The 24,669-nt window shown below is 28.2% G+C and carries 22 protein-coding genes and 1 riboswitch; of the genes, 3 read left to right on the forward strand and 19 right to left on the reverse strand.

Features of this window, described 5'->3' with window-relative positions:
• Positions 1-61: 61 nt before the first annotated feature.
• Together ABDZ60_RS07195 and mgtA are read right to left on the reverse strand one after the other, a co-directional pair.
• A complete protein-coding gene (locus ABDZ60_RS07195) occupies positions 62-730 on the reverse strand; it encodes a GntR family transcriptional regulator (RefSeq protein ID WP_052954008.1) in 669 nt (222 codons plus the stop codon).
• A gap of 226 nt (positions 731-956) precedes the next feature.
• A complete protein-coding gene (mgtA, locus tag ABDZ60_RS07200) occupies positions 957-3,647 on the reverse strand; it encodes a magnesium-translocating P-type ATPase (RefSeq protein ID WP_343777183.1) in 2,691 nt (896 codons plus the stop codon).
• A gap of 425 nt (positions 3,648-4,072) precedes the next feature.
• Positions 4,073-4,231, reverse strand: a riboswitch (M-box (ykoK) riboswitch).
• A gap of 300 nt (positions 4,232-4,531) precedes the next feature.
• Here mgtA and ABDZ60_RS07205 point away from each other — a divergent pair.
• Positions 4,532-5,479, forward strand: coding sequence for an alpha/beta hydrolase (locus ABDZ60_RS07205; protein WP_016208359.1), 948 nt, complete (start codon positions 4,532-4,534; stop codon positions 5,477-5,479).
• A 121-nt stretch (positions 5,480-5,600) separates the two neighbouring features.
• Here ABDZ60_RS07205 and ABDZ60_RS07210 read toward each other — a convergent pair whose 3' ends face one another.
• Together ABDZ60_RS07210 and cplR are read right to left on the reverse strand one after the other, a co-directional pair.
• Complete coding sequence (locus ABDZ60_RS07210; RefSeq protein ID WP_016208360.1) at positions 5,601-6,161, reverse strand: beta-class carbonic anhydrase; 561 nt, start codon at positions 6,159-6,161, stop codon at positions 5,601-5,603.
• Between the two features lie 166 nt (positions 6,162-6,327).
• On the reverse strand, positions 6,328-7,971 hold the full coding sequence (cplR, locus tag ABDZ60_RS07215; RefSeq protein WP_343777186.1) for an ABC-F type ribosomal protection protein CplR: 1,644 nt from the start codon (positions 7,969-7,971) through the stop codon (positions 6,328-6,330).
• A gap of 228 nt (positions 7,972-8,199) precedes the next feature.
• Between cplR and ABDZ60_RS07220 the strand changes: the two genes are divergently transcribed.
• Complete coding sequence (locus tag ABDZ60_RS07220) at positions 8,200-8,511, forward strand: hypothetical protein (protein ID WP_343777188.1); 312 nt, start codon at positions 8,200-8,202, stop codon at positions 8,509-8,511.
• A gap of 270 nt (positions 8,512-8,781) precedes the next feature.
• Positions 8,782-9,300 carry a DUF5698 domain-containing protein gene (locus tag ABDZ60_RS07225; RefSeq protein ID WP_343777190.1) on the forward strand — a complete coding sequence of 173 codons (519 nt, stop codon included), beginning with the start codon at positions 8,782-8,784 and terminating at the stop codon, positions 9,298-9,300.
• Between the two features lie 133 nt (positions 9,301-9,433).
• Here the strand turns inward: ABDZ60_RS07225 and ABDZ60_RS07230 are convergent, their stop codons facing one another.
• The 15 genes from ABDZ60_RS07230 to ABDZ60_RS07300 form a co-directional block, all read right to left on the reverse strand.
• A complete protein-coding gene (locus ABDZ60_RS07230) occupies positions 9,434-9,742 on the reverse strand; it encodes a PTS fructose-like transporter subunit IIB (RefSeq protein ID WP_016208362.1) in 309 nt (102 codons plus the stop codon).
• A 19-nt stretch (positions 9,743-9,761) separates the two neighbouring features.
• Positions 9,762-10,820, reverse strand: coding sequence for a PTS fructose transporter subunit EIIC (locus ABDZ60_RS07235; protein ID WP_425544850.1), 1,059 nt, complete (start codon positions 10,818-10,820; stop codon positions 9,762-9,764).
• A gap of 1 nt (position 10,821) precedes the next feature.
• Positions 10,822-11,274, reverse strand: coding sequence for a PTS sugar transporter subunit IIA (locus ABDZ60_RS07240; protein ID WP_343777193.1), 453 nt, complete (start codon positions 11,272-11,274; stop codon positions 10,822-10,824).
• A 3-nt stretch (positions 11,275-11,277) separates the two neighbouring features.
• Positions 11,278-13,311 (reverse strand): BglG family transcription antiterminator, encoded by a 2,034-nt coding sequence (locus tag ABDZ60_RS07245; RefSeq protein ID WP_047002211.1) that lies wholly within the window; start codon positions 13,309-13,311, stop codon positions 11,278-11,280.
• 219 nt (positions 13,312-13,530) lie between these two features.
• Positions 13,531-14,040, reverse strand: a complete 510-nt coding sequence (locus tag ABDZ60_RS07250) for a hypothetical protein (RefSeq protein WP_047002212.1) — start codon at positions 14,038-14,040, stop codon at positions 13,531-13,533.
• Between the two features lie 81 nt (positions 14,041-14,121).
• A complete protein-coding gene (locus ABDZ60_RS07255; protein ID WP_343777197.1) occupies positions 14,122-14,964 on the reverse strand; it encodes a Cof-type HAD-IIB family hydrolase in 843 nt (280 codons plus the stop codon).
• 76 nt (positions 14,965-15,040) lie between these two features.
• Complete coding sequence (dgoD, locus tag ABDZ60_RS07260; RefSeq protein WP_343777199.1) at positions 15,041-16,186, reverse strand: galactonate dehydratase; 1,146 nt, start codon at positions 16,184-16,186, stop codon at positions 15,041-15,043.
• 31 nt (positions 16,187-16,217) lie between these two features.
• Entirely contained in the window at positions 16,218-17,606 is a 1,389-nt protein-coding gene (locus ABDZ60_RS07265) for a PTS galactitol transporter subunit IIC (protein ID WP_343777201.1), read from the reverse strand.
• Positions 17,607-17,638: 32 nt separating this feature from the next.
• Positions 17,639-17,920: a PTS sugar transporter subunit IIB gene (locus ABDZ60_RS07270; RefSeq protein WP_343777203.1), complete on the reverse strand. Its 282-nt coding sequence runs from the start codon at positions 17,918-17,920 to the stop codon at positions 17,639-17,641.
• Between the two features lie 61 nt (positions 17,921-17,981).
• Positions 17,982-18,428, reverse strand: a complete 447-nt coding sequence (locus ABDZ60_RS07275; RefSeq protein ID WP_343777205.1) for a PTS sugar transporter subunit IIA — start codon at positions 18,426-18,428, stop codon at positions 17,982-17,984.
• An 11-nt stretch (positions 18,429-18,439) separates the two neighbouring features.
• On the reverse strand, positions 18,440-19,051 hold the full coding sequence (locus ABDZ60_RS07280; RefSeq protein ID WP_343777207.1) for a bifunctional 4-hydroxy-2-oxoglutarate aldolase/2-dehydro-3-deoxy-phosphogluconate aldolase: 612 nt from the start codon (positions 19,049-19,051) through the stop codon (positions 18,440-18,442).
• A gap of 86 nt (positions 19,052-19,137) precedes the next feature.
• The gene (locus ABDZ60_RS07285) at positions 19,138-22,053 is read right to left on the reverse strand and encodes a sigma 54-interacting transcriptional regulator (RefSeq protein WP_343777208.1); all 2,916 of its coding nucleotides are present in this window, start codon (positions 22,051-22,053) and stop codon (positions 19,138-19,140) included.
• Between the two features lie 224 nt (positions 22,054-22,277).
• Entirely contained in the window at positions 22,278-22,781 is a 504-nt protein-coding gene (locus tag ABDZ60_RS07290) for a GNAT family N-acetyltransferase (protein ID WP_047002220.1), read from the reverse strand.
• A gap of 227 nt (positions 22,782-23,008) precedes the next feature.
• Positions 23,009-24,013 (reverse strand): sugar kinase, encoded by a 1,005-nt coding sequence (locus ABDZ60_RS07295; RefSeq protein ID WP_343777211.1) that lies wholly within the window; start codon positions 24,011-24,013, stop codon positions 23,009-23,011.
• A 1-nt stretch (position 24,014) separates the two neighbouring features.
• Positions 24,015-24,662, reverse strand: coding sequence for a bifunctional 2-keto-4-hydroxyglutarate aldolase/2-keto-3-deoxy-6-phosphogluconate aldolase (locus ABDZ60_RS07300; RefSeq protein WP_016208374.1), 648 nt, complete (start codon positions 24,660-24,662; stop codon positions 24,015-24,017).
• Positions 24,663-24,669: the final 7 nt, after the last annotated feature.

Raw genomic sequence — 24,669 nt, forward strand, 5'->3', positions numbered from 1 at the left:
AACTATGCTAAGACTTTAATTAAATAAAAATAATTTTAGGGATAGGTAATAGCACCTATCCCTAATTCATTGAAACTATAGTTATATCAGAATTATATTTAATTTGCTTGCTTATTTGTATCAATAAGTTATTGCAATAAACATTATGAGTTGTCTCAATTGAATTAGTTACTTTTTCTGGTGAGTATTCGTTTATTATGTGTTCTGAATCAATTAATACACTTTTAAGCTCTTTTCTATCATGAGTCAATGTAAAATTCTTATCTTTTTCAAAATAATTTAAGATACTTCCACTACATTTATTTTCATCAAAATCTTCAAATATATTCTTAGGTAAAAATCCTTCTTCATAAATGACATTGTCATCAGTTTTAATTATCCTTCTATACGTATAAAGAAATTCTGAACTAAAATAGTTCTTCATTTTATTTTCAATAATTCTACAATCTATTACAATTATTGAATTTATTTTGCTACTCTCAACACTTAATGATGTAATTGTAGTATTTAAATAAAATTCTCGTGGATTAATATAATAACCCTTACCTTGTTTAGAATTAATATAACCTTTTTCCTTTAATTTTTTTAAAGCTCTCCTTACAGGCTCTCTTGAAACATCATATCTTTTACATATTTCATTTTCAGAGATCAATAATTCTCCTTCTTTGAACTCTCCATTTAAAATTAGCTTTTTTATTTCTTCATATATATAATCCTTCTTAGTAGTCACTTCCTCATCTCCCTTACCTTATGTATCATATATAAACAAATATTATTATTAATAATTTCTTTATGCAACGAATTATATTTATTATACCATAATAATTTGACCTTTAACTTTTAACTATTATAAATTAATAGGCATATAATTCGACTCCACTAATAAAAAATTGAAGAAGTCTTATAACTAAAACCAAAAGTCCTAACCGATTAAGCTAGGACTTTTTAGCAAATCTCTATAATAGTTCGCCATATCTCTTTATAAAAACTTTTTTTAATAGCGTTACTAATATCATATACAGTATTATTATTACAATTAAAAAAGGAAAATAAATTGCTGGCATAGAAACCATATCCAATGCTTTGCCAAAGAATGTATAAGGAATTATAGTTCCTACTGCAATACCTAATGTTGTTAGTGTTGTGAGTTGCCATGATGCTCTACTTTTAACAAATGGAATTCCTGGTGTTCTAATCATATGAATCACAAGTGTTTGAGACCATAATGATTCAACAAACCATCCAGCATGAAATAATCCCATAAATCCTAATTGTTGCGCTTCATTTAATATATGATATTGTCCACCAAATACAAAAGGACAAATAAAGAAATACATCAAAGCATAAGTTGCAATATCAAAAACTGAGCTTGTTGGGCCAATCCAAAACATAAATTTACTTATTGAGCTTGAATCCCATTTACGAGGTACTCTTATATAATCTTCATCAACATTATCCCAAGGAATAGCTATACAAGAAATATCATAAATTAAATTTAACATTAGTAATTGTATTGGTAACATAGGTAAAAATGGTAAAAATATACTTGCGACTAATACAGAAAACATATTTCCAAAATTTGAACTTGCTGTCATCTTTATATATTTAATAATATTAGCATATATCTTTCTACCTTCTACTACTCCATCTTCTAATACCATTAAATCTTTTTCTAATAAAATTATATTCGCTGATTCTTTTGCTATATCAACTGCTGTATCAACTGAAATTCCAACATCAGATTCTGTCATAGCTGCTGCATCATTTATTCCATCTCCCATAAAGCCAACAGTATGTCCATTTTTTCTTAAAGCAGAAACAACTCTTGTCTTTTGATTAGGAGAAAGTTTAGCAAATACATTTGTTTCTTCTACTACTTCACTTAATAATTCATCATCCATTTCTTCAATATCTGATCCAAGTAATAAATTATTTACCTTTATTCCAACTTGCTTACAAACAGAGGATGTTACTGCATCATTATCTCCAGTAAGAATTTTAACATTAACTCCAAAATCTTCAAGAGCTCTTATTGCATTAGCTGTACTTTCTTTTGGTGGATCTAAAAATGCTAAATATCCTATTAATACCATATCTGATTCATCTTTTACTGAAAGCTCCCCTACGCTTGATGGATTGTTCTTCTGAGCAATTCCTAATATACGCATTCCTTGACTATTATAACTAGAAACAGTCTCTAAAATTTCTTTTTTAATTTCTTCTGTAATAGTTTCAATTTTACCCTTATATTCTACATGAGAGCAAACTGATAACATTTCTTCAATAGCACCTTTAGTTATTAATTGAGTTTTTCCAGCTTTATCTTCAACTACTACACTCATACGACGACGGCTAAAATCAAATGGTATTTCATCTACTTTCTTATAATCATGCCATAACTCAATCATATCTTTTTCATTTGCATGATTAACTATAGCTATATCCATTAAATTCCTTAATCCTGTTTGATGATAGCTGTTTAGAAAAGCATGACGTAATACTCTATTATCTTCATTTCCTTCAATATCAAGGGAATATTCTAAAACCACCTTATCTTGCGTAAGTGTACCTGTCTTATCAGTACAAAGAACATCCATTGCACCAAAGTTTTGTATAGCATTTAAGTCTTTTACTATTACCTTCTTCTTTGACATAGAAACTGCACCTTTTGCAAGGTTTGCTGATACTATCATAGGTAACATTTCTGGGGTAAGCCCTACAGCTACTGAAAGTGCAAATAAAAATGCTTCCATCCAATCCCCTTTAGTAAATCCATTCATAAATAATACTACAGGAACCATCACAAACATAAATCTAATTAATACCCAAGATACTGAATTTACTCCTTTTTCAAAGCTTGTAGTTACCTTTTTCCCTACCAACTGCTTTGCCATTGAACCAAATATTGTATCATTACCAACGTTAATTGCTATTGCTATTGCTGATCCACTAATAACATTACTTCCCATAAACGCCAAGTTATTTAGCTCTATCGGATTTTTACAATCATGAGTAATGGCTGTATCTACTTTTTCAACAGGCTCACTTTCGCCTGTTAAAGATGATTGACTAATAAATAAATCTTTTGCTTTTAATATTCTAATATCTGCTGGAATCATATCTCCAGCAGCAATATGGATTATATCCCCAACTACTATTTCACTAATAGGAATTTCCTTTATTCCTACTCCTTTACGTTCTACACTTATAGTTGTTTTAACCATCTCACCGAGTTTTTCAGCGGCTTTATTTGACTTTGTTTCTTGAATGAAGCGAAGAATACCGCTTACTAAAACCATCGAAGTAACTATAACAACTGATGTCGCATCTCTCTTGCTTGAATCAACTATCATTATATCTGTTACAAAAGATATAATTGCTAAAATTAATAAAATAATAGTAAATGGATTAATAAATGACTCTATTAGTCTTTTTACTAAAGAATCTCCCTTTTGATGAGTAATTTCATTTTTACCATATTCTTCTCTCATCAATTCAACTTTAATTTCTTCATAGCCACTATAGCTTGTATTATACTTTTCTAAAATACCTAATTCATCTTGCTTTGAAGATAAAATTAATCTATTAATTCCTGAATTTATTTTTATTTCATTTGTACTTACTTTTTTAAATATTTTCTTTTTCATAGTCCTATCCTCCTAAAAATTTTTAGTTTTTTTATAGGTAAGACATAGATCCAAAAGAAATATTATCCCTTTAATTATTAAATTTAGAATGAAACTCGCTACTCACATACGTTCCTAGGAGTAACTTCGATTAACTAAATCAAAGATTTAGAATCTCAGTTAAGAGGAATAAATAATGTATAAGCCACTACATCATAGTTCCCAACATTAATTAAATTTATATTTTCTATTAGTGGATCTATGCACTTACTACTCTCTTCATCCATTCCTCTCACCTCCTAAAATTCAAAATATCTATAATAAATATAAAAATGGACTTGAAAAATAAAAAACCCTTACCACAATAACTTAATGGTAAGGGAAATAAACTTACAAGCTTAACACAATCCTAATAAAAGGTTGCGCAAAAAACATAAAACAGAAAACTGCTTTATCATCGTTCAAGCTTCAGCTTCACAAGGCGATGAAATTGCATTAGTCTATGCCTTGGCTTCGACATAGACTGCTAACCTTCTCATAGTGTCTCCACTATTTTGCGGCAGCAACCCTTATCCTTGTGGTAACCTCACCTACCGAAAAATATTAACTTTTCATTTCTTCTTTATCATATGCAATGATTTCAAAAATGTCAACCCATTTTATATAATTCATACTTAATTTACATTTAATTCATATAATCTACTATGTGATTTTATTGTAATAGATATTTAAAAATGTTACAATAACTCTTATTAAGTTTTGCTTAACTGGCATTGAATACTTAGTGAAGTTTAACGCAGTTTAGGTGACCTTAATACTAAGGAACATCTACTGCACTTATCTGAAGTATATGTTCCTTAGTATTAATTGTTAATTATGAATTATTAATTGAAAAAGGAGGATTTATGAATAAAAAAACAGCATTAATTTCTACTGGCGCAATAGGGGCTTTATCTATCGGTGCCTTAGGACTTATAGGTAATTATTTTTATAACTTAGCACTTAATCCAAATACTTCGAAAGATTCTATTTTTGGAACCCCAGAAGAAGCAAAATCTACAAGTGGAGAAGTTCTTAATAAAAATGTAGATTGGCTACTTAATAAATCTAATTTTTCTAATGAATATATAAAATCTTTTGATAATTTAAAGCTTCATGCTTATAAAATACTAAATGAAATTCCTACTAATAAATGGATTATAACTGTTCATGGATATACAAGTAAGGGATTAGATATGAGTGGTTATGCTAAAAACTTTTATGAAACTGGTTATAATGTACTAATTCCAAATCTAAGAGGTCATGGTAAAAGTGAGGGTAGTTACATTGGAATGGGTTGGTATGATCGATTAGATATTACTAAATGGATAAATTTAATTCTTAATATTGATGAAAACGCACAAATAATACTTCATGGTGTATCAATGGGAGCATCCACTGTTTTAATGACTTCTGGCGAAGATCTTCCATATAACATAAAAGCTATTATAGCTGACTGTGGATATACGTCTGTTTGGGCTCAATTTTCTCATCAATTAAATGTACTTTATTCACTACATAGCTTTCCAATAATGAATGCTTCATCAGCTGTTACAAAGCTTAAAGCTGGCTATACCTTAAAAGAAGCATCTGCATTAAAACAAGTAGCAAAATCTAAGACTCCAATATTATTTATTCATGGAGATAAGGATGACTTTGTTCCTTATTCAATGATGGAAGAACTTTATGATGCTACAACCTCACCAAAAGAAAAATTAACCATAGAAGGTGCCGGACATGCTAAAGCATCTAAGGTAAATCCTGAACTTTACTGGTCTACAATAGAAAACTTTATAGATAAATACTTAAATTAGTGAAAAGTGAAAAAGTGAATGCATATATAGGTGCAAAGCAACTTTTATTCAAAAATCCTGTAAGGATTTTCTCCTTCACTTTTTCCCTTTCCCCTATTTCACTATTTTGCTTCGCAAAATATTAATTATATCCGTTAACAATTAAGTCTAGTTTTCCCGTTTCAGGATCTATTGCAAGTCCATGAATTGAAATTCCTTGTGGTGTTAATGGATGCTTTTTTATTAAATTAACGCTATCTTTTATAGATTCTTCAACTGAATCAAAGCCATGAAGCCATTTTTTTATATCTATACCTCCATTTTGAAGTGTTTCTAAGACTTCTTTTGTAATCCCCCTATCAATAGCCTTTTGTAATAAATTATCTGTATTTAAATTGCACATTCCACAACCATGATGCCCAATTACAAATATTTCATCAATATTAAACTCATATATTCCAACGATTATACTTCTGATTACGCTTCCAAAAGGGTGCATAATTGACGCTCCAGCATTTTTAACAATCTTTGCATCACCATTTTTCAAATTTAATGCTTTGGGTAATAAATCTGTAAGTCTAGTGTCCATACAAGATAAAATAAGTATTTTTTTCTTTGGATTTTTTGAAGCTATATATTGCTCATAATCTTTGTTTTCAACAAATCCTTTATTGAATTCTAATATATCATTAAGTTTACTCATTATATTTCCTTCCTAAGTTCATTATATTTATATGATTAATTAAAAATTAATATCTTACTAAATATTACTATATTATTTAAAATAAAATACTAAAATTAAGATCATATATATCTTTTAATCATTTTATAATAAACCTATAGTTTTTCATATAGTTTTTTATGTGAAATTACTTTATCTTTTTTATTTCATTCAGCAAGTCTTTATATTCCAAATCTAGTTGTTCCTTTTTCTCTTCGTTTACTTCTAGGGATAAACGTGAAATAACTTCTGTTAATTTATTTTTTAAAACTAATAATTCATCCTCACATTTCTTTTTATTACTATCAAATTCCTCGTTATTATTATGTTCTAAATAAGAACTATAATTTCCATCAAATTCATGTAAACCCTTATCTTTTATTTCAATTATATAATTACATATATTTGAAATAAATCTTATATCATGAGACACCAATACAATTGTCTTATCAGTGTTTCTTAAAGCATTTTCTAATGCTTCTATAGATTTAATATCTAAATAATTCGTTGGTTCATCTATTATTAGTATATTATTATCTGATAAAATCACCTTACATAATCCTATCTTTACCCGCTCTCCTCCGCTTAAGTCTTCTACTTTTTTATATACACTTTTGTCTTTAAAACCAAATTCACTTAAATTAATTCTTATAAAAGTTTCATCATAAGATGAATCCTTCTTTATATTTTCTAAAATGCTTTTATCATCATCTAAAATACTTTGAAATTGATCAAAATATCCTATTTTTACAGTGCTTGAAATCTTAACTTTATCATTATTATTATTTACTATATATTTTAATAAAGTTGTTTTTCCACATCCATTTTCACCTATTAAAGCAATTTTTCTTCCTTCTTTTATTTTTAAATTAACATCATTTATTAATAATTTATCTTCCACATAAATTTTAAAAGCTTTTATTTCAATTGGATACTTAGAGTTTAATTTCATACTTGGTACAATATTAATTATAATTTCTTTTCTTTCTTTTGGCTTTTCTTTAGCTTCTAAATGATCTATTCTGTTCTTAATTGATTTTATATTATTATCTATATTCTTCTTTCCTCTTTGATCACCCATTTTTATGGTTTTAGCTTCTGATGGACCCATTCCTTTAGGAGCTTTTTTAATTCTATCTCTAAGTACTTCTTTTTCTGATATTACTTTTTCTAATCTAGCTTTTTCATGAATATACTTATTATATTCTCTTTCGCTTAGTCTTCTATTTTTTTCTTTTTGATTTATATATTCACTGTAGTTTCCATTATATAAAGTCAGCTTTCCTCCTTCAATTTCGATAATTTTATTACATAAATCATCCAAAAAATTCCTATCATGAGAAATAATAAGTAATGTTCCTTTGTATTTCTTAAACATTTTATTTAAAAGCTTAACACTTTCAACATCTAAATTGGAAGTTGGCTCATCTGCTATTATAAGACTTTTATTTTCTTCAAGTGCTTTTACTATCCTCATCTTGACTTTTTCACCTCCGGATAAATAATCATTATATTCAGTTGGAACATTAAATATACCTTTTAATTTTCCATTTCCTTCAATCTCACATACTTCTTCTCTTTGACTAATATAAGAATAACTATCCGTAAGATAATAAGAGCCTTCATCTGCTTTTACTTCACCGATTAATATTTTTATTAAGGTTGTTTTCCCTGTTGCATTTTCTCCTACAATTCCTATTCTATCTCCTTTAATTATTTCAAACTTATCTATATCTAATAATAATCTATCACCATAATATTTCTTTAAATTATTAATGCTTGCTAATTGCATATTAAAGCCTCCATAAACCAAAATATAAAAGAAGGATGCTGTAAAAATTATAATCCACAACTATCCCTCTTAAAGCAATTCCTTATTAATATTATTTGATTTATATATTAAATGTATTCCATTATAATTTATTGTTTTTTCTTTATTTAAATATATTTAATAATATTACTAGCTTTTGGACAAGATATATATTATGATTATAAAAAATACTAATTTGAGGTGGTAACTATGACAGTTTATGCAATAACATTTTATCTAAATGAAGATTCTCATTCATGTGATTGTGATTCTCACGATCATAATCATGAACATCATCATCATCGTGATGACTATGATATAGTTGGAACTATAAAAACACTTGGAGCTTGGGCTAATTTTATGCCTGATAGCTATTTAGTTAAAACTGATGTTTCAGCTAAAGAAATAGCAGAAAAAATTAAAGCATTCTTACAGCCTAATGATTTACTTTTTGTAACTAAAGTTGATAAGGATGATGTTGAATCTTTAACTCCTGGAGTTGTAGATTGGATAAAAGCTTAATTGTGAAAAGTTTAAAGAGCTAGATTCATTTTAAATCTAGCCTTTTTTTTACTTTATAGGAGTTTTTTCATAAAATATTGCTTCATTGATAATAATTTTTTGTTTCATAAAGTCTCTTATATAATTAATTTTAAAACACATCATTATCTCCTCTATTATCTTCAGAACTTTCTTATACTATATCTAATTAATTTTTTCTTATATACAATAAAGCTACTATTGTTTTATAATTAAATAAGTTTAAAACTTTACAGAAGGGAAAGATTTGAATTGATAAATGCATTAACTATATTTATTTTGCAGCTTATATACGTTCCACTTTTGACATTAAGGACCACATTTGTTGTAAAAGGTAAGAAGGCTCAAGCTTCAATATTTGCTTTTCTTGAAGCAATAATTTATATAGTGAGCTTAGGTATTGTTTTTTCTGATTTAAGTAATTTTCTTAATATAGGTGCTTATATACTTGGATATGGTATTGGAATATATATTGGTGGAATTATAGAAGAAAAGCTTGCTATTGGATATAGAACCATCCATGTAAATTTAACCAGCTATAATCAAGAATTAATTGATAAATTAAGAAGCTTAAATTTCGGGGTAACTACTTATACTGGTGAAGGCATTAATAAAGAAAAAAGATATCGACTTGAAATTGTCTCTCATAGAATAAGAGAAAGTGAGGCTATCTCAATAATTCAAACTTTGGAGAAAAATGCTTTTATAGTTTCTTATGAACCTACTCAATTTAAAGGTGGATATATTACTAAACATCTAAAAAAACTTTAATAATATATTAAATAATATAACTCCCCTTTATAATACATAAATTAATGTTTGAAATTAAAGTAAATTAAATAATAAAACAAAAAAGATTCTAGATATTATATCTAAAATCTTTTTTATTTCATGTGATTTTATATTATTTAAAAGTATTTTTAACTTTTAATACTATTGCATCTGCTTTTTTTATAATTTCAGATACACCCATTCTTATCACTTTTTTACCTTTAAATCTCTCTTCGCCTTTAATAGAAATATCATTTGTTAAAATTACACATACTGCATCCTCTATATCTTTTGATTTTAACTTATTTTCTACTCCAGCTCCCCCTTGGGTTTCAATTAACACCTCAACTCCATGATTTTGCCCTGCTAATATCAGTGCCTCTGCTGCCATATAAGTATGCGCAACTCCTGAAGGACATGATGTAACTCCTACTATTTTCATATCTGATCTCTCCTTATCCTTACATTTCTTCAAACTCTAAATCAAAATCTTCTTCACTTATTTTACTTTCATTATCTGTATTTACTTTCTTAAGTAAATTAACCATAACTGCTGTTACTATAGATCCTCCAAGTACACCTATGATATAACCTACTTTTCCTTCAACAACTGGTAGCACTATAAGTCCTCCCCATGGAGCATGATTTAAAACTCCAAGTAAGAATGGAATTATATTTCCTACTGCTGCACCAACCATAATTGATGGAATAACACGAAGTGGATCATTTGCTGCAAATGGTATTGCTCCTTCTGTAATTCCTACACAACCCATTAATAAAGCACCTTTTCCTGCTTCTCTTTCTTCAACATTGTATTTCTTAGGAGCTAATAATGTAGCTATTCCCATTCCTATTGGAGGAGTACATATAGCAACTCCAACACCACCCATTAAATATGGTAGAGTATCTACTTGTGTTTGTGCAAATAATGTAGCTACCTTATTTATTGGACCACCCATATCAAATGCAGTCATACCTCCTAAGATAGTTGCTAGAGGAACCTTACCAACATCTCCTAATCCACCTAACCAACTTGTAAGATTTTCCATTATAGATGCCATTGGAGTTCCTATTATCCAAACTATAATTCCACCAGTAATTAATGTACCAAACAATGGATATAAAAATATAGAACCTAATGATTTTAATGATGTAGGTAATTTAATTTTCTTTAATTGCTTTACCACCATACCAGCAATAAAACCTGCAACCATACCTCCTAAGAAACCAGCTCCTACTTCTTTAGCTAAATAAGCTCCAAGCATACCAGGTGCCAATCCTGGTTTATCAGCTATTGAATATGCAATATATCCACCTAATACTGGTATAAATAATGTTAAGCCTGCTAATCCTATTTGTGCTAATCCTGCTAACCATCCTTCTGTAGGTGTAGATGGAATATCATTTAACATTACTGATAATGAAAATAAAACTCCCCCTGCAACTACAAATGGTATCATATGAGATGTTCCAGTTAGTACATGTTTTTTTAGTTGTAGTAAACTTTTTTTCAAATCCATATTATTCACCTAATCCTTCCTTTAACATATTAAATATATTGTCTTCATTACTTGTTAGTAATTCCTCTATAAACTCTTTGTGCATTAATTGTCTGGCTAATCTTGAAATTATTTTTATATGAGTATTATCTTTATCATTACCCGGAACTGCTATTAAAATAATTATATTAGCCAATTCTTGCGTTTCAGCATTCCATAGAACTTTTTCTTTTAATCTTCCAAAACATACAGCTGGTCTTAAAACGTTTTCTGTTTTACCATGTGGTAAGCCAATATCATTTCCTATTGAAGTTGGAGATAATCCTTCTCTTGCCAAAACATCTGCATAAAATTTATCAGTATCCGTAATAACACCTTGTTCTTTTAATTTTTTTACTAAAATTAATATTGCTTCATTTTTTTCTTTTACATCTATATCGAACACGATACATTCTCTTTTTATAATAGACTCCATTTATTAAACTACCTCCAATTCAGATTTAAATAGTATTTCTTTAATTTCAATTAATGAGTTCGCGTTTTCTAATTTTTCAATTAAATTTGTATTTTTAATCATTTTCATTAAGACTATTACAGCTGGAATATGTTCTTTTTTATCCTTGCTTGCTAAGCAAAAAATTATCTTAACTTTTTTATCACCAAATTCTATAGGTTCCTTACTAACTATTAAACTCATGCAACTACAGTTAACCCCATCACCTCCTTTGCCATGTAATAGTGCAAAATACTCATCTGTAACTGAGTAAAATCCTACAGTTTCCATAGTATTTATAATATCTTTTTCATATCGCTTATCTATGAACTTTTGTCTTTCAAGTAACTTTGTTCCTTCTTTTACAATTTCTTTCCATGCTTTTTTTTCTTCAATCATTTCTATACAATCACTAATTAATAGATCACTAAGCTTATTAATTTTTGATGGCATCAATACACTTTGATATCCAAATTCCTTTTTAATTACTTCAAGTACTTTAATTCTATCTTTATCATTTAAGAAACTTAGCTTTTCATTAATGGAGTAATAGTTAGCTAGTATCTTTTTTCTTTGTATTCCAATTCTATCAAGATTGATATAATCTTGCTCCGACAATAAAGGATTAACAACTACATATTCTTTTTTGTTTAATATATTTAATTTTGTTGTAGATATTATGCAATCAAATTTCTCCCAATTATCGTATGTAGCTAATTTATATACTGGAATTGTATCTATTATATTTATTTGATATTCATTTAATAGTGTTTCCTTTAATATTGTTGTTGTCCCATACCCATGTCCACAAACTAATAATATTTTCTTATTTAAAGATTTTGTTAATCTCTTGATGCTTGCAATGAAATGTATTGTTAAATATGTTATTTCATCATAATTCTTAATGTCTTTTAGCCTGTCTATTTGCTTAATAACTCTTGTTACTGCTTCAAATACTTGCATATCTTTTTCGGAAAGAATAGAAAATACTTCATCACAAATATTTATTCTGCTACTAACTCTCTTAATTAAAGGAACTATATGATTTATTAGTCCATCAACTAGTATAGTATCTTTATTAAAGTCAATATCCATCTCATTTGACATAGATGCAATTAGATTTGAAACAATAGTCTCTATGTAAATTAGATCCATATCTTCATCTAATCCAGCATCTTTATTTATATAATTTAATAATCTTATTAATACTTTTTGCTTTCTGTTATCTATTTTCATATTTATAATTTTTTCTAACTTTTCTATGAATTCATTATAGCCGTCACAACTATAGCTACTGATAGTTAACTCTAATGGATTTTCTTTTTCTTTTAATATAAACCAAATAACAACAAATATATTTGATACATACCATTTATATGAATCATCTGTTAGAATACAATTCATATTTTCAAGTAATTCATCAATCCATTTTATTACATCTTTTAAGGATACACTTGCAAAGGCCTTTTTTATAATTTTAACTGCATAATCTTCAAAAGCATTTAAATTTGATTCATCTTCTTTTAATAAATGTACATATTTTTTAAATTCATTATTCATTAAAGATACTCTATTATTTTTAAGTCCATCCAAAAAGAAATGATCTGTGTAACTAATTTTTATAGTTTTCTCACTTAGCTTATCTTCAAGAAAACTCATATCATTCTTAATAGTTGATCTAGAAACTTGAAAATCAAAACTTAACTTATTAATCTTAAGGCTCGTATTATCTATTAATAAAATTAGTAAGATTAAAGAGGCTCTTTCCTCTTGAGAGTATATAAAATCGTTTTCTTTAGTCAATGTAGATATATCAATATCTTTAGGAAATATTATTATGCCTTTAGATTGTTTCTCTATTAATGGCATTTTATTTAATTTCAATAAGTCATTAATCCTATCTACATCATATCTTATGTGTCGTTCCTTAATGTCTAATTCAATTGATACTTCCTTGTAAGTACTCACATTATTAATTTGTAAATACTCAATTAATTTTAGCATTCGTCCACTTAACACTTTTTTTCCTCCCTTATTACTCCCTCTTACAATATCAATGATACATAAGATACATGTTTAATATAAGCTAGAAGTTTTGTAACTTTTTTTTCATATTTTATAGTAGTTAGTAATTGTAATTATTTTTACATTAATTATACAATGTTTGCTACCAGTTATTACTACTCATCCGAATAAATTGCAAAAAAATAAGAGAGTTATATTTTTTCTCTCTTATTTTTATTCCATTCTAGCAGCACTAAATGCAATTATTGATGCAATAAAAGCAAATAATGCAGCCCAATAAGCACTTCTTGCTATTGCTATTCTGTTTTGTTGTCCCCTTGATATGGCATTTTGTAATGCTCTATCAGCAATATCTAAGAATACTCCTGAAGTATAAACACTCATGGTAGTTGTAATTGACAAAATGTTGCTTGTATCAATAAAATTTTCACTTTCTTTTGTATTATATAATGTATCTCTTACTGTTGCTCTAGAACTATATAAAAGATATAAGTTTAGTAAATCTGTTAGTAATCCAACCTTAGAAGCATCAATTGACTGCTCTATTGTATTTAATCTAGACAATAACTCTTCCGGAGTTTCTGTACTTTCTTCACTTCCTGATATAAATCCAAGGTCTTCTTCAAAATCTATTTCAACACTATTTTCATCAGTATATTCTTCAATATTGTTTGTCTTTTCATTTCGCAAATTTTCTTCTTTTATATTTCTTTCAACCTTCAAATTTATACCTCTAGTGACTAATTGCTTATATTATAAAATATACACTTACATTATATTAGATACATTTAATTAATATTCATTTTATATATTTAAATCATTTAAAATAAATCGCTCAATAGCTTTAGCTACTCCACTATTATTATTATCTTCAGTTATATAGTTTGCTAGAGATTTTACATCTTCCATTCCATTTTGCATAGCAATTGAAATTCCTGATATTTTTAACATTTCTATATCATTACCTCCATCACCTATACACATAACTTCTTTAATATCTATTTTTAAATCTTTTGCTAGTTCTTCTACAGCTTTCCCTTTAGATACTCCCTTACTATTTATCTCACAATAGTGATGCTCTGCACTAGATATTTCAAATTCATTTGTTTCTTCTAATAATTGCCTAACCTTTTTCACTTCATTTAAATCATCTTTATTTATACAAATTGCTTTAACTATCTTATGTTTTTTATCATATTTCAAATTTTCAAAAGGATAGTTCTCTACTATATTCACTTTGTATCTATCTTCTAAGCCATTATTTATTGCTTTATAACTATATGTATTAGGAATACTTTTTTCAGATATTATTTCATTTTCTGTGTTTAAATATATATCTACATTATAATCTTTAGTTAAATTCTTTAATCTTAGAATTTCTTCATAACTTATAGTCCTAAAACTTAAGACCTCATCTTCCTTAAGGATTATTCCTCCGTTAGATGCAATTACTTTGATCTTATTACCTAATGTTTCTTTTATATGATCTACAAATTTATAAATTCTTCCTGTTGCTATACATATATTAATTCCAAGGCTGCTAGCTTTTCTTATAGTTTCTATATTTTCTTTAGTTATTGTTTTTTCATCTGTTAAAAGTGTTCCATCTAAATCTATACAAACTAATTTATATTTTGGTTCCTTCATTCTTCTCTCTCCCTAATTCTATGTAAATAAATAATCTGTATGAACCAATAGATTCATACAGATTATTATTTTTATTTTACCATTCTGCTATAGTACCATCGTAGTTTTTCCAGCTTGGATTAGTCCAATATAGTCCTTCTGCAGAAACTTTTTCAACTAATTCTTCATCTATTTCTATGCCTAAACCTGGCTTAGTTGGTATATCTAAGAATCCATCTTTGTATTGGAATATTTCTTTATTCTTAACGAAGTCAAGTAAATCAAATCCTTTATTATAGTGAATTCCTAAGCTTTGTTCTTGAATAAATACATTTGGTGTACAAACATCTAATTGTAATGTAGCTGCTAATGCTATTGGACCATATGGTGCATGAGGTGCAACTGCAATATCAAATGCCTCAGCCATTGCTGCAATTTTTCTAGTTTCTAATATTCCACCACAAAGTGCTATATCTGGTTGTATTATATCAATAGCTCCATCTTTGATAATGTTTTTAAATTGCCATCTAGTATATAATCTTTCACCTGTTGCAAGAGGTGTAGAAACATGATTAGCGACTTCTCTAAAAGCTTCTTCATTTTCTGGAAGAACAACTTCTTCTAAGAACATTAGCTTATATGGTTCTAACTCTTTTGCCAATACCTTAGCCATTGGTTTATGAACACGTCCATGGAAGTCTACTCCAATACTTAAATCGAATCCAACTGCATCTCTTATTGCTTTTACTCTATCAACAACTTCTTGAACTTTTATAAATGAATCGATATAGTGAAGCTCTTCTGTAGCATTCATCTTTATTGCTTTAAATCCTCTATCTCTTCTATCGATAGCTTCTTTTACAACATCAGATGGTCTATCTCCGCCAATCCATGAATAAACCATTATTCTATCTCTAGCTGCTCCCCCTAGTAATTCATATATAGGAACATTTAATGCTTTTCCCTTTATGTCCCATAGAGCCATTTCTATTCCTGAAACAATAGTTCCATTAATAGGACCTCCTCTAAAGAATGATCTATGAAGTTCTTGCCAAATTCTTTCTATCTCAAAAGGATTCCTTCCTATTATTCTTTTTCCTAATTCATAAGCTCCTGCTACTACTGTATCCGTTTTAGTTCCAGATATCATTTCACCCCAACCTTCGATTCCTTCATCAGTTGAAATTTTTATAAATATCCATCTTGGTTTTACAGTATATACTTTAATACCTGTTATTTTCATTACAAAGTCTCCTTCTACTATTAGATTTTATTTAAGCGCTTTGCTCTATACTACCGTTATCTTCTGAACTTTTTTTAGCATCTTTTTTTGGTTTAATAACATCCATGTAGTACCATACTATTACAAATACTACTAATAATACTGGTATAGATATTGCTGGAGCCACTGTAAATGCCATAAATACTAAGAAACTTTGAGTTAAACTTGTTGCTGCAAATGATGATATTAATGCTCCTGCTGCTAAACTTAAATCTATTCCAACACTTCCAGCTAAATTTGTTAATACTGGTGCTGTAACAGTTCCTGCTAATAATATTGCTGCTGTTGTACATAATCCAATTACAATATTTTTAAATAGGTTACCTCTAGTTAATGCAACTACCATTGCAACTCTAAATGGTACAACTGCTAAGTCTGCAAAAGGTAACACTCTATTTCCTGGAAGTACTACTGCTAATAATATTGTTAATGGAATTACTATTAATGAAGTAGTTATAACATCAGGGTTCCCTGAAATAACAGCTGCATCTAGTCCTATGAATAAATCTCTTCCTTTAAATCTCTTCTTAGCAAATTTCTTTGCGCCTTCAGATATTGGCATTAAACCTTCCATGAATAATGATGTCATCTTTGGTATAAGAACTAAAACTGCTGACATGTTTACAGCAACATTTGCTATTTGAGTAAAATCATATCCTGCTAAAAATCCTATAATTCCACCTAGAATTAATCCCATTATTATTGGTTCTCCAAAGAATCCTAAATACTTTTTAGCATCCTTTAATGAGAAGTTTATTTTATTTACTCCTGGTATTTTATCTAATATCCAGTTAAGAGGCACTGCCACTACTAATGATGATAATGCTGAAACTGTAGGTAATGATACCCCTGGTAAGCCAAAGTAATCTTCAACCATAGGTGCTGACCAGTCTGATAATTTAAATGTTATAATTGCCATTACTATACTTGCACCAACACCTAAGAATATGTTTCCTGTTACAAAATATGTCATAACTCCAACTATAGCCATATGGTGATAATTCCATATGTCAACATCTAGAGTATTCGTTTTCTTTAAAATTAACATTACTATATTAACTGCTAAAATTGCAAATATTAAAATTGGTATAATTGGTGATGCCCATGTTACTGCTGCTATTGTTCCCCAGCCTACATCTAACACATCTAAGCTAAATCCCCATCTTTCAACCATAGCTTTTGCTGCTGGCCCAAGACTTCCTGATAAAAGGTTGATTACAAGTTTGATACCTGCAAATCCTATACCAACAGTTAAACCTGATCTAAATGCTTTAGCTGGTTTAACTCCAAAAACAAGACCTACTAGTAATATTATTATTGGTAAAAGTACTGTTGGACCTGCGTTTAATAGTGTCTGGAATACATTATAAATAAGTTCCATAGTTAATCCTCCTCATTTTAAAGATATTTTATTTATTTTTTAGCATAATTCACTATTTCTTCTAAAGTTTCTTCTTCTCCGATACCTGTTAATAAAGACATTGCTGATACTACTGGTATTTTTGCATTATCTCCACCATATTTTCCTGTTGTTACTAATATATCGAAATCATCTACTTTACTATCTATTTCTAATAGTTTACATTGAGTAACTGATACTGCTACCCCATTTTCTTCACAAACTTCTCTGATTTTTGTTGCTACCACTGTTGATGTTGCTATTCCATTTCCACAAGCTACTAATATTCTTTTCATTTTTCATTCCTCCATTTTAATTAAGTTTTGTGTAGTTGTATTTAAATTTATTTTTTACTTTTTAATCTAAATATTTTTTTATTACTTCTAATACTGATTCATCGGATTTAGCTTCTATAATTTTCTTTAAATCCCCTGTATTTTGAATTAAACTTATAATTTTTTGAAGCATTTCTATATGACCATGTGGTTCATTTAATGCTAACATAATAACAATTTGTACATCCAATGTTATGCTTGGATCATCCATTGCTTGGAAATCTACAGGATTATTAAGTACTCCCATTGCTATTGCTGACTCGTTTACTAAAGTATGATCGCAATGTGGTATAGCTATTTTTATAGCAGCTGGTAATCCTGTTGGATATTCTACTTCTCTTTTTAATATAGCTTCCTTATATCCTTCTTTAGCAAAACCTTCTACTTTTAGATTATCTGCTAAGAAACTTAAAATTTCGCTGCTATTACTAAAATTTAAATCCCTATAAATTAAAGTGCTGTGACTCATATCTTTTCCTCCTACTGTATCTCTTTCTCTAATTCCTTTAATGTATTTACCAATGCTTCTATATTTTTTGAGTCTACATCCTCTTTGTTAAAAAGACTTGATCCAATGCCTAAATAGTCAGCTCCATTTTGTAAAAATTCTTTAGCATTCTGTACTGACACTCCACCAACGGCCATAACCTTTATATTTCCTAAAGGAGCTTTTATATCTTTTATATAGTTACTTCCACATGCTCTTGCTGGAAATATTTTTACTATATCTGCTCCATTTTCATAACACCACCATACTTCTGTTGGAGACATTGCCCCTATTACCGATTTAACATTATATCTTTTACATTCATCAATAACGTCTTTTGAAACAACTATTGGTGTTAATATAAATTTTGCTCCTGCTTTTATAGCATTTCTAGCATCATCTATATTTTTTACTGTTCCTGCACCTATACTAACTCTATCTCCATATTCCTTAGAGATTTTCTCTATAGTTTCAAGGGCTCCTTCTGTATTTAATGTAATTTCTACTGCTCTAATACTTGATTGAACTAAGGCCTCCATAACTGTTTTTGTTTGTTCATAGCTGTAACCTCTTAAGATAACAGTCACTTTAGAAAAATTCTTCATCCTTTTCCCCCCTTTGGTTTTTGTCTTGCCATATATTAAAGCAATTACCGTGCCAAGTTTTTGTGGCTGATTTTGTATTTATGTTTTTATAGTAAAATCTCTAATATTTCATCCTTGCTAGTACTAGATTTTATCTTGTCTAATACATCTTGCTCCATGATTATTTTATATAATTGCTCAAAATATTTTTTAGAATCATCTTTTAATGCTATAAGGAAAATTAGATCTACTTCATAATTAGCACTCCATGTTATCTTTTTGTCTAGTTTTGTAATTAATATGGTTGGTTTTGTAACAAACTCTGAATCTCCATGTGGAATTGCTATTCCACCTTTTAAATATGTATCTCCAAGCATTTCTCTTTTAAATACACTTAATAAGAACTCTTCTTTTACATACCCGCCATTAATAAGTTTTTTAACCATATCATCTAATGCCTCGTCCTTATACCTATATTCTTCATTAACAAAAACAACATCCTTATTAATAATTTCAGATAATTTGTTTTCTTCTTTCTCTGAAATTATATTATTAAGCTTTTTAACTCCTGACCCCTTCATCAATTCTTCTAATGATATAAATGGAATATTTCTAAATTCAGGATTTATTGTACCTACTATTGCTTCAATTTTTTTATTTTTTGCTATTTTAGATAAAGCTATATTTATATCTTCATCCATAAATCCTATTGATATTATTTCAATATCCTTTCTTTCTGAATGTATTTTATTTTTTACATATTCCTTTATCTTTAAAGCAGATCCTCTTCCTGTTATACATAATGTAATTATTACTCTTGATAAATTGTTATCTTCTGTATTATATTGACTAATTCCATATCCTTTAGAATCATTTTCTAAATCATGTACTATTTCTTCTAAAGATTGATCGGTCAAAGCTGATTTTCTTACCGCTTCTAAAACCATTAATGTGTCTACTCTACCCATTACTCTAGTCTCAATACCTGTTCTTGCCGTAATTATATCTCCAAAGGTAACTAAAGATCCCATATCTACTAAGATTATACATCCCTTTCCTTGATTACTTTCTTTAACTACTTTTATAGCTTTATCAAGCATGATATCTGGAGAATCCCTAAAATCCATATCTAATCCTACTGCATGTTCAACTCCTAGAAACTTATTTGCAACCTCTGCCATCGCCGATGCAACTCTTCCATGAGTCATTACTATAACAGCCACTTTACCTTCTTCACTTTTCGATTCTCTTCTATAGTTTTTTAAATACATCGTAATAAATCCAATTTCGTCTTCAGGTATATCTATATCTAATCTTTCCTTTACTATTTGACACATTTTCCTAGCTACATTAAATTCTATATCATATTTTTTCTTTATAATTTCAATCTTTGGATTTATTATTTCTTTACCGTTACGTATTCTTTCATAAGTAGAATTTAAATGAACTGCTAAAGGATATATTATATCTGCTTGCAACCCAGGGAGCTCTTTCTTTGCAAGTTTCACCATAGTCTTTACAGTTTCAAGACTTTTAACACCTACTAGATTCATTAATTCATCAGTATTAACAACTGTATAATTAATAGCCTTTGCTCCTCTAATAAGTTCAAGCTCAACTTGTTGGCTTAATATCTTCGATATTTCTTCATCACTATATCCAATAAATTTAAGTTCCGATTGTCTTTTCTCTATAAATTTATATATGTTTGTATTTTTATTACTTTCGATTTTTTCCTCTCTAGCACCCTTTATTCCTTTTTCAGATATATAAATATCTTCCACTACAAACTTTTCTATATCTGAATTATTAATTTTAACTCTTCTACTTTGTTCTTTTATATAATCAGGTAAATGTCTTTCATTTATGTAAAGTCTCTTATCATGTTTTATTTTATGTTCTAAAAAACTTATTGCACAAGCAACTTGAATATCACTTTTTAATTGCCCAATATTGCCTTGACATTCATATTTCATAAGTTCCTCTATTACTTTTTTAGATACTAACATATCTTTTTTAATCCTATAGCTTTCTTCGAAAAATGCTTGATTAATTAATTCAAACCTTTCTTCAAATGGTCTATCTTTAATTGCTGGAATTTCAATAACCATAGGTATTCTTCTTCTAAATGTTAATAAAAGAGAACTTTCCACATTTTCAGTAGTAGCAGCAATTATCATTACATTACTTCTTCTTATTGTTTCGCTCTCACCCAATCTTCTAAATGTTCCTCTATCTAATATGCTGAATAATATTTCTTGTCCTTCAGAAGGTAATCGGTGAATTTCATCTAAAAATAAGATTCCTCCATCACAAGCTTCAACTATACCTATCTTATTATCTGTAGCTCCTGTGTAAGCTCCTTTAACACTACCAAACAATTGCGATAATAAAAGCTGAGGATTGTCCGCATAATCTGCACAGTTAAAAACTATATATTTAGCTTCTTCTGAAAAGTTACTGGTACTCTTTGCAAATTCATACATGGCATCAGCTAAATAACTTTTACCAACTCCAGAAGGTCCTAAAATTAGAACATGCAATCCATGAGGTGGATAGCTAACTGCAGCCTTTGCTTGTTCAATTTGCAACTTAAGACTTCCATCATATCCTACTACTTTTTTAAAGAAATTATTTTCTTCTATGTTATTTTTCATCTCCTCTTCAGAAACTTTATTTATTTTATTATTTGGTATTTCATTAAACTGCTTTTTATCTAAATTAGATAATATTTCTTTCTTTATGTTTGCTGCTGCATATCTTTCTATTTTATATCCTTTTTCTTTTAATGCTTCTGCTAAGGCTCTATCAGAAATATTTTTATTATTCTTTAAAATATCTATTGCATCATTTTTTATATACTCTAATCTCCTACTTCTTGAATTTCCTATATTATTTTTCTTTCTATACTCAGTTATAACTTCCCTTAGTAAATTTAATTCATTTGCTATTTCCTCATCAGTTAAAGGATTTTTCTTATCTTCTAATTGCAATATATCTTTTATCATTTTTCCTATATCCATATTACTATCCCCCATCTTAATTTAAGAATTATTTAAAACTCTCTATTTATTAATTTTTAAAATACTTGAAACTCTAAGTAACTTTTATAAGAAATACTTGTATAATTAATAGCTTTCACGTGTTTCTTTCGTTATAAAAATAGTGTTTACAATATCAACATTATTAATACAATGTGAAAAGAGAAGTCTAATCTAAAAAGATAAACTCCTCATTTTAACTTTAATTAAATCACTTTTTCAAATGCAACTCTTTTTGCTTTATCTTCTAGATAAATAACTCCACAATATTTAAAATCATTTTTATTTAATAGTTTTTGCATTACTAAGTTTTCTTCGTGTGTATCTATTTTTATACTTTTTATACCTTTATCTTTACAAATTTTTTCTATACTTTTTATTATTTCTGTTCCTGTTCCTTTTATATTATATCTTCTAGATGTCGCTATTCTATGAATAACAGCATATTCATTATTAGATATCCATTTTCCATCATAAATTAAATCGTATGTTTTTTCTTTATCAAAAGCTAGCGCAACAGTACCTATAATTTTATTATTATCTTCTAATACATAACTATGTTTATTTTCTATATCCCTTAGTATGACTTCCTCATTAGGATATCCCTGCTGCCACTGATCAATTTTACTTTCCCTTAAGAATTCCTTAGCTTCGTTTATTATTTCTATTATGTACTTTAAATCATCTTTTCTTGACTTTCTTAACTCCATTTTTTTATCCTTTCTAAAAATACATATATTATAACTTATATACAAAATTTATTAACTAGTATTATACAGTAGATTATCCTTTCTGTAATTATTAATAAAGTAAATTTCAAGAATTTATTAAATTAATAAAAAAGACTATATCTTACTCTTAAAATAAGATATAGCTCTTTCTTCAATCTTTATAATATTACTTTAATTTATTACCTAATTGTTAATTGAACAAAATATTATCTAGATATTTTCCCCACGCCATAGTCTACTAAATTTTCCACTTCTTCTATACTTACTAAATTTGCATCTCCATAAATTGTATGTTTTAATACAGAAGCTGAAACTGCAAATTCACAGATATATTCTGGAGTCTTTTTGTTTAATATACCATAAATTACTCCAGCTGTTAATGCATCTCCTCCACCTACTCTGTCAACTATATCATCAATTGTTTGAATACTTGATGAAAATAAAGTTTTATTAGTATAATAATTGCATTGTAATGTATTTACCGATGATGATTTTATATCTCTAAAGGATGAAAAAATATGCTTTATATTAGGATATTTTTTAGAAATCTCATCATAATAATACTTTAGCTTTTCATATTTATCTTCTAAATTACATTCCATATTTAAAATATTTTCTGCATCTAAGATCCCACCAGAAAAAATATTAACATATGGTAATACTTTTTCAGTAACTTGACTTGCTTCCTCTAGACTCCACATTTTTGCCCTATAATTTGAATCATAACTAACTAAAATATTATTTTCTCTACAGTATTCTAATATCTTAAAAGTTAATTTTCTTGTTTTTTCAGCAATAGCTAGGGTTATTCCTGAAAAGTGGAATATATCAACATCTTTTAATGCTTCTTCAATTGAAAAATCATCTTCTGAAATATAGCTGAAGGCCGAATCAAGTCTATCATATATAACTTTTGAACTTCGGTTACCACTACCTGCTTCTAAAAAATATATAGGTGTTCTCTTATTTTCCCTACTTATAAATCTTGTATCCACATTTTTTGATTTTAAGTATATAAGCATTGCTTCTCCTAAGCTATCACTTGAAATTTTTGTAATTAACCTCGTATCTACCTTAAAATTTGCTAACGAAATTAATACATTAGCTTCTCCACCACCGTAGTTTACATTAAATTCATTTGAATTTGATATTAATACTCCTTTTTTAGTAGCTAATCTTAGTAATATCTCTCCTAATCCAGCAACTTTCATATTAAATACCTCTTGCTTTATTAAATTTTTCTATATATTGTTTACAAATCAATTCTATTTCATCAAATTTTCCTGCTTCACCAAGCTTATTTAATTCTCCACCAATCCCTACTATTGCAGCTCCGGCTTTTACCCATTTATCTATATTTTCTAAATTCACTCCACCTGTTACCATTATGTTTGCATATGGAAGTGGTGCCTTTACTGAACTTATATATCCTTGTCCAAAAGCATTTCCTGGGAATAATTTAATAACATCTACTCCACTTTCATAAGCTGTTACTATTTCATTTATTGTCATTACTCCTGGTATATAAGGAATATTGTATCTATTACAAAGCGTTGCAGTATCTTTATTAAAGGATGGAGAAACTATATATTGTGCTCCCGCTAATATTGCCATTCTTGCAGTTTCTGCATCTAAGACTGTTCCAGCTCCAATTACAACATCGGCATCTTTAGAATACTTTTCTGAAAGTTCCCTTATTATTTCATTAGCAAATTTATTTGTATAGGTTACTTCTATTGCTTTTACACTTCCATTAATACAACTTTCTGATATTTTAACTCCAATTTCTTTTGTGGTACCTCTAACTACAGCCACTACTCCACAACTTTTTAAAGCTTCTAAAACTCTTAATCTAAACATACTACAT

The sequence above is a fragment of the Clostridium sartagoforme genome, assembly GCF_039521405.1.
Classification (GTDB): Bacteria; Bacillota; Clostridia; order Clostridiales; family Clostridiaceae; genus Clostridium; species Clostridium sartagoforme.

Bases quoted from the DNA above. Each gene is read 5' to 3' on its own strand.
- mgtA (WP_343777183.1), bottom strand. From the start codon at position 3,647: ATGAAAAAGAAAATATTTAAAAAAGTAAGTACAAATGAAATAAAAATA.
- ABDZ60_RS07205 (WP_016208359.1), top strand. From the start codon at position 4,532: ATGAATAAAAAAACAGCATTAATTTCTACTGGCGCAATAGGGGCTTTA.
- ABDZ60_RS07210 (WP_016208360.1), bottom strand. From the start codon at position 6,161: ATGAGTAAACTTAATGATATATTAGAATTCAATAAAGGATTTGTTGAA.
- cplR (WP_343777186.1), bottom strand. From the start codon at position 7,971: ATGCAATTAGCAAGCATTAATAATTTAAAGAAATATTATGGTGATAGA.
- ABDZ60_RS07220 (WP_343777188.1), top strand. From the start codon at position 8,200: ATGACAGTTTATGCAATAACATTTTATCTAAATGAAGATTCTCATTCA.
- ABDZ60_RS07230 (WP_016208362.1), bottom strand. From the start codon at position 9,742: ATGAAAATAGTAGGAGTTACATCATGTCCTTCAGGAGTTGCGCATACT.
- ABDZ60_RS07235 (WP_425544850.1), bottom strand. From the start codon at position 10,820: ATGGATTTGAAAAAAAGTTTACTACAACTAAAAAAACATGTACTAACT.
- ABDZ60_RS07240 (WP_343777193.1), bottom strand. From the start codon at position 11,274: ATGGAGTCTATTATAAAAAGAGAATGTATCGTGTTCGATATAGATGTA.
- ABDZ60_RS07255 (WP_343777197.1), bottom strand. From the start codon at position 14,964: ATGAAGGAACCAAAATATAAATTAGTTTGTATAGATTTAGATGGAACA.
- dgoD (WP_343777199.1), bottom strand. From the start codon at position 16,186: ATGAAAATAACAGGTATTAAAGTATATACTGTAAAACCAAGATGGATA.
- ABDZ60_RS07265 (WP_343777201.1), bottom strand. From the start codon at position 17,606: ATGGAACTTATTTATAATGTATTCCAGACACTATTAAACGCAGGTCCA.
- ABDZ60_RS07270 (WP_343777203.1), bottom strand. From the start codon at position 17,920: ATGAAAAGAATATTAGTAGCTTGTGGAAATGGAATAGCAACATCAACA.
- ABDZ60_RS07275 (WP_343777205.1), bottom strand. From the start codon at position 18,428: ATGAGTCACAGCACTTTAATTTATAGGGATTTAAATTTTAGTAATAGC.
- ABDZ60_RS07280 (WP_343777207.1), bottom strand. From the start codon at position 19,051: ATGAAGAATTTTTCTAAAGTGACTGTTATCTTAAGAGGTTACAGCTAT.
- ABDZ60_RS07285 (WP_343777208.1), bottom strand. From the start codon at position 22,053: ATGGATATAGGAAAAATGATAAAAGATATATTGCAATTAGAAGATAAG.
- ABDZ60_RS07290 (WP_047002220.1), bottom strand. From the start codon at position 22,781: ATGGAGTTAAGAAAGTCAAGAAAAGATGATTTAAAGTACATAATAGAA.
- ABDZ60_RS07295 (WP_343777211.1), bottom strand. From the start codon at position 24,013: ATGAAAGTTGCTGGATTAGGAGAGATATTACTAAGATTAGCTACTAAA.
- ABDZ60_RS07300 (WP_016208374.1), bottom strand. From the start codon at position 24,662: ATGTTTAGATTAAGAGTTTTAGAAGCTTTAAAAAGTTGTGGAGTAGTG.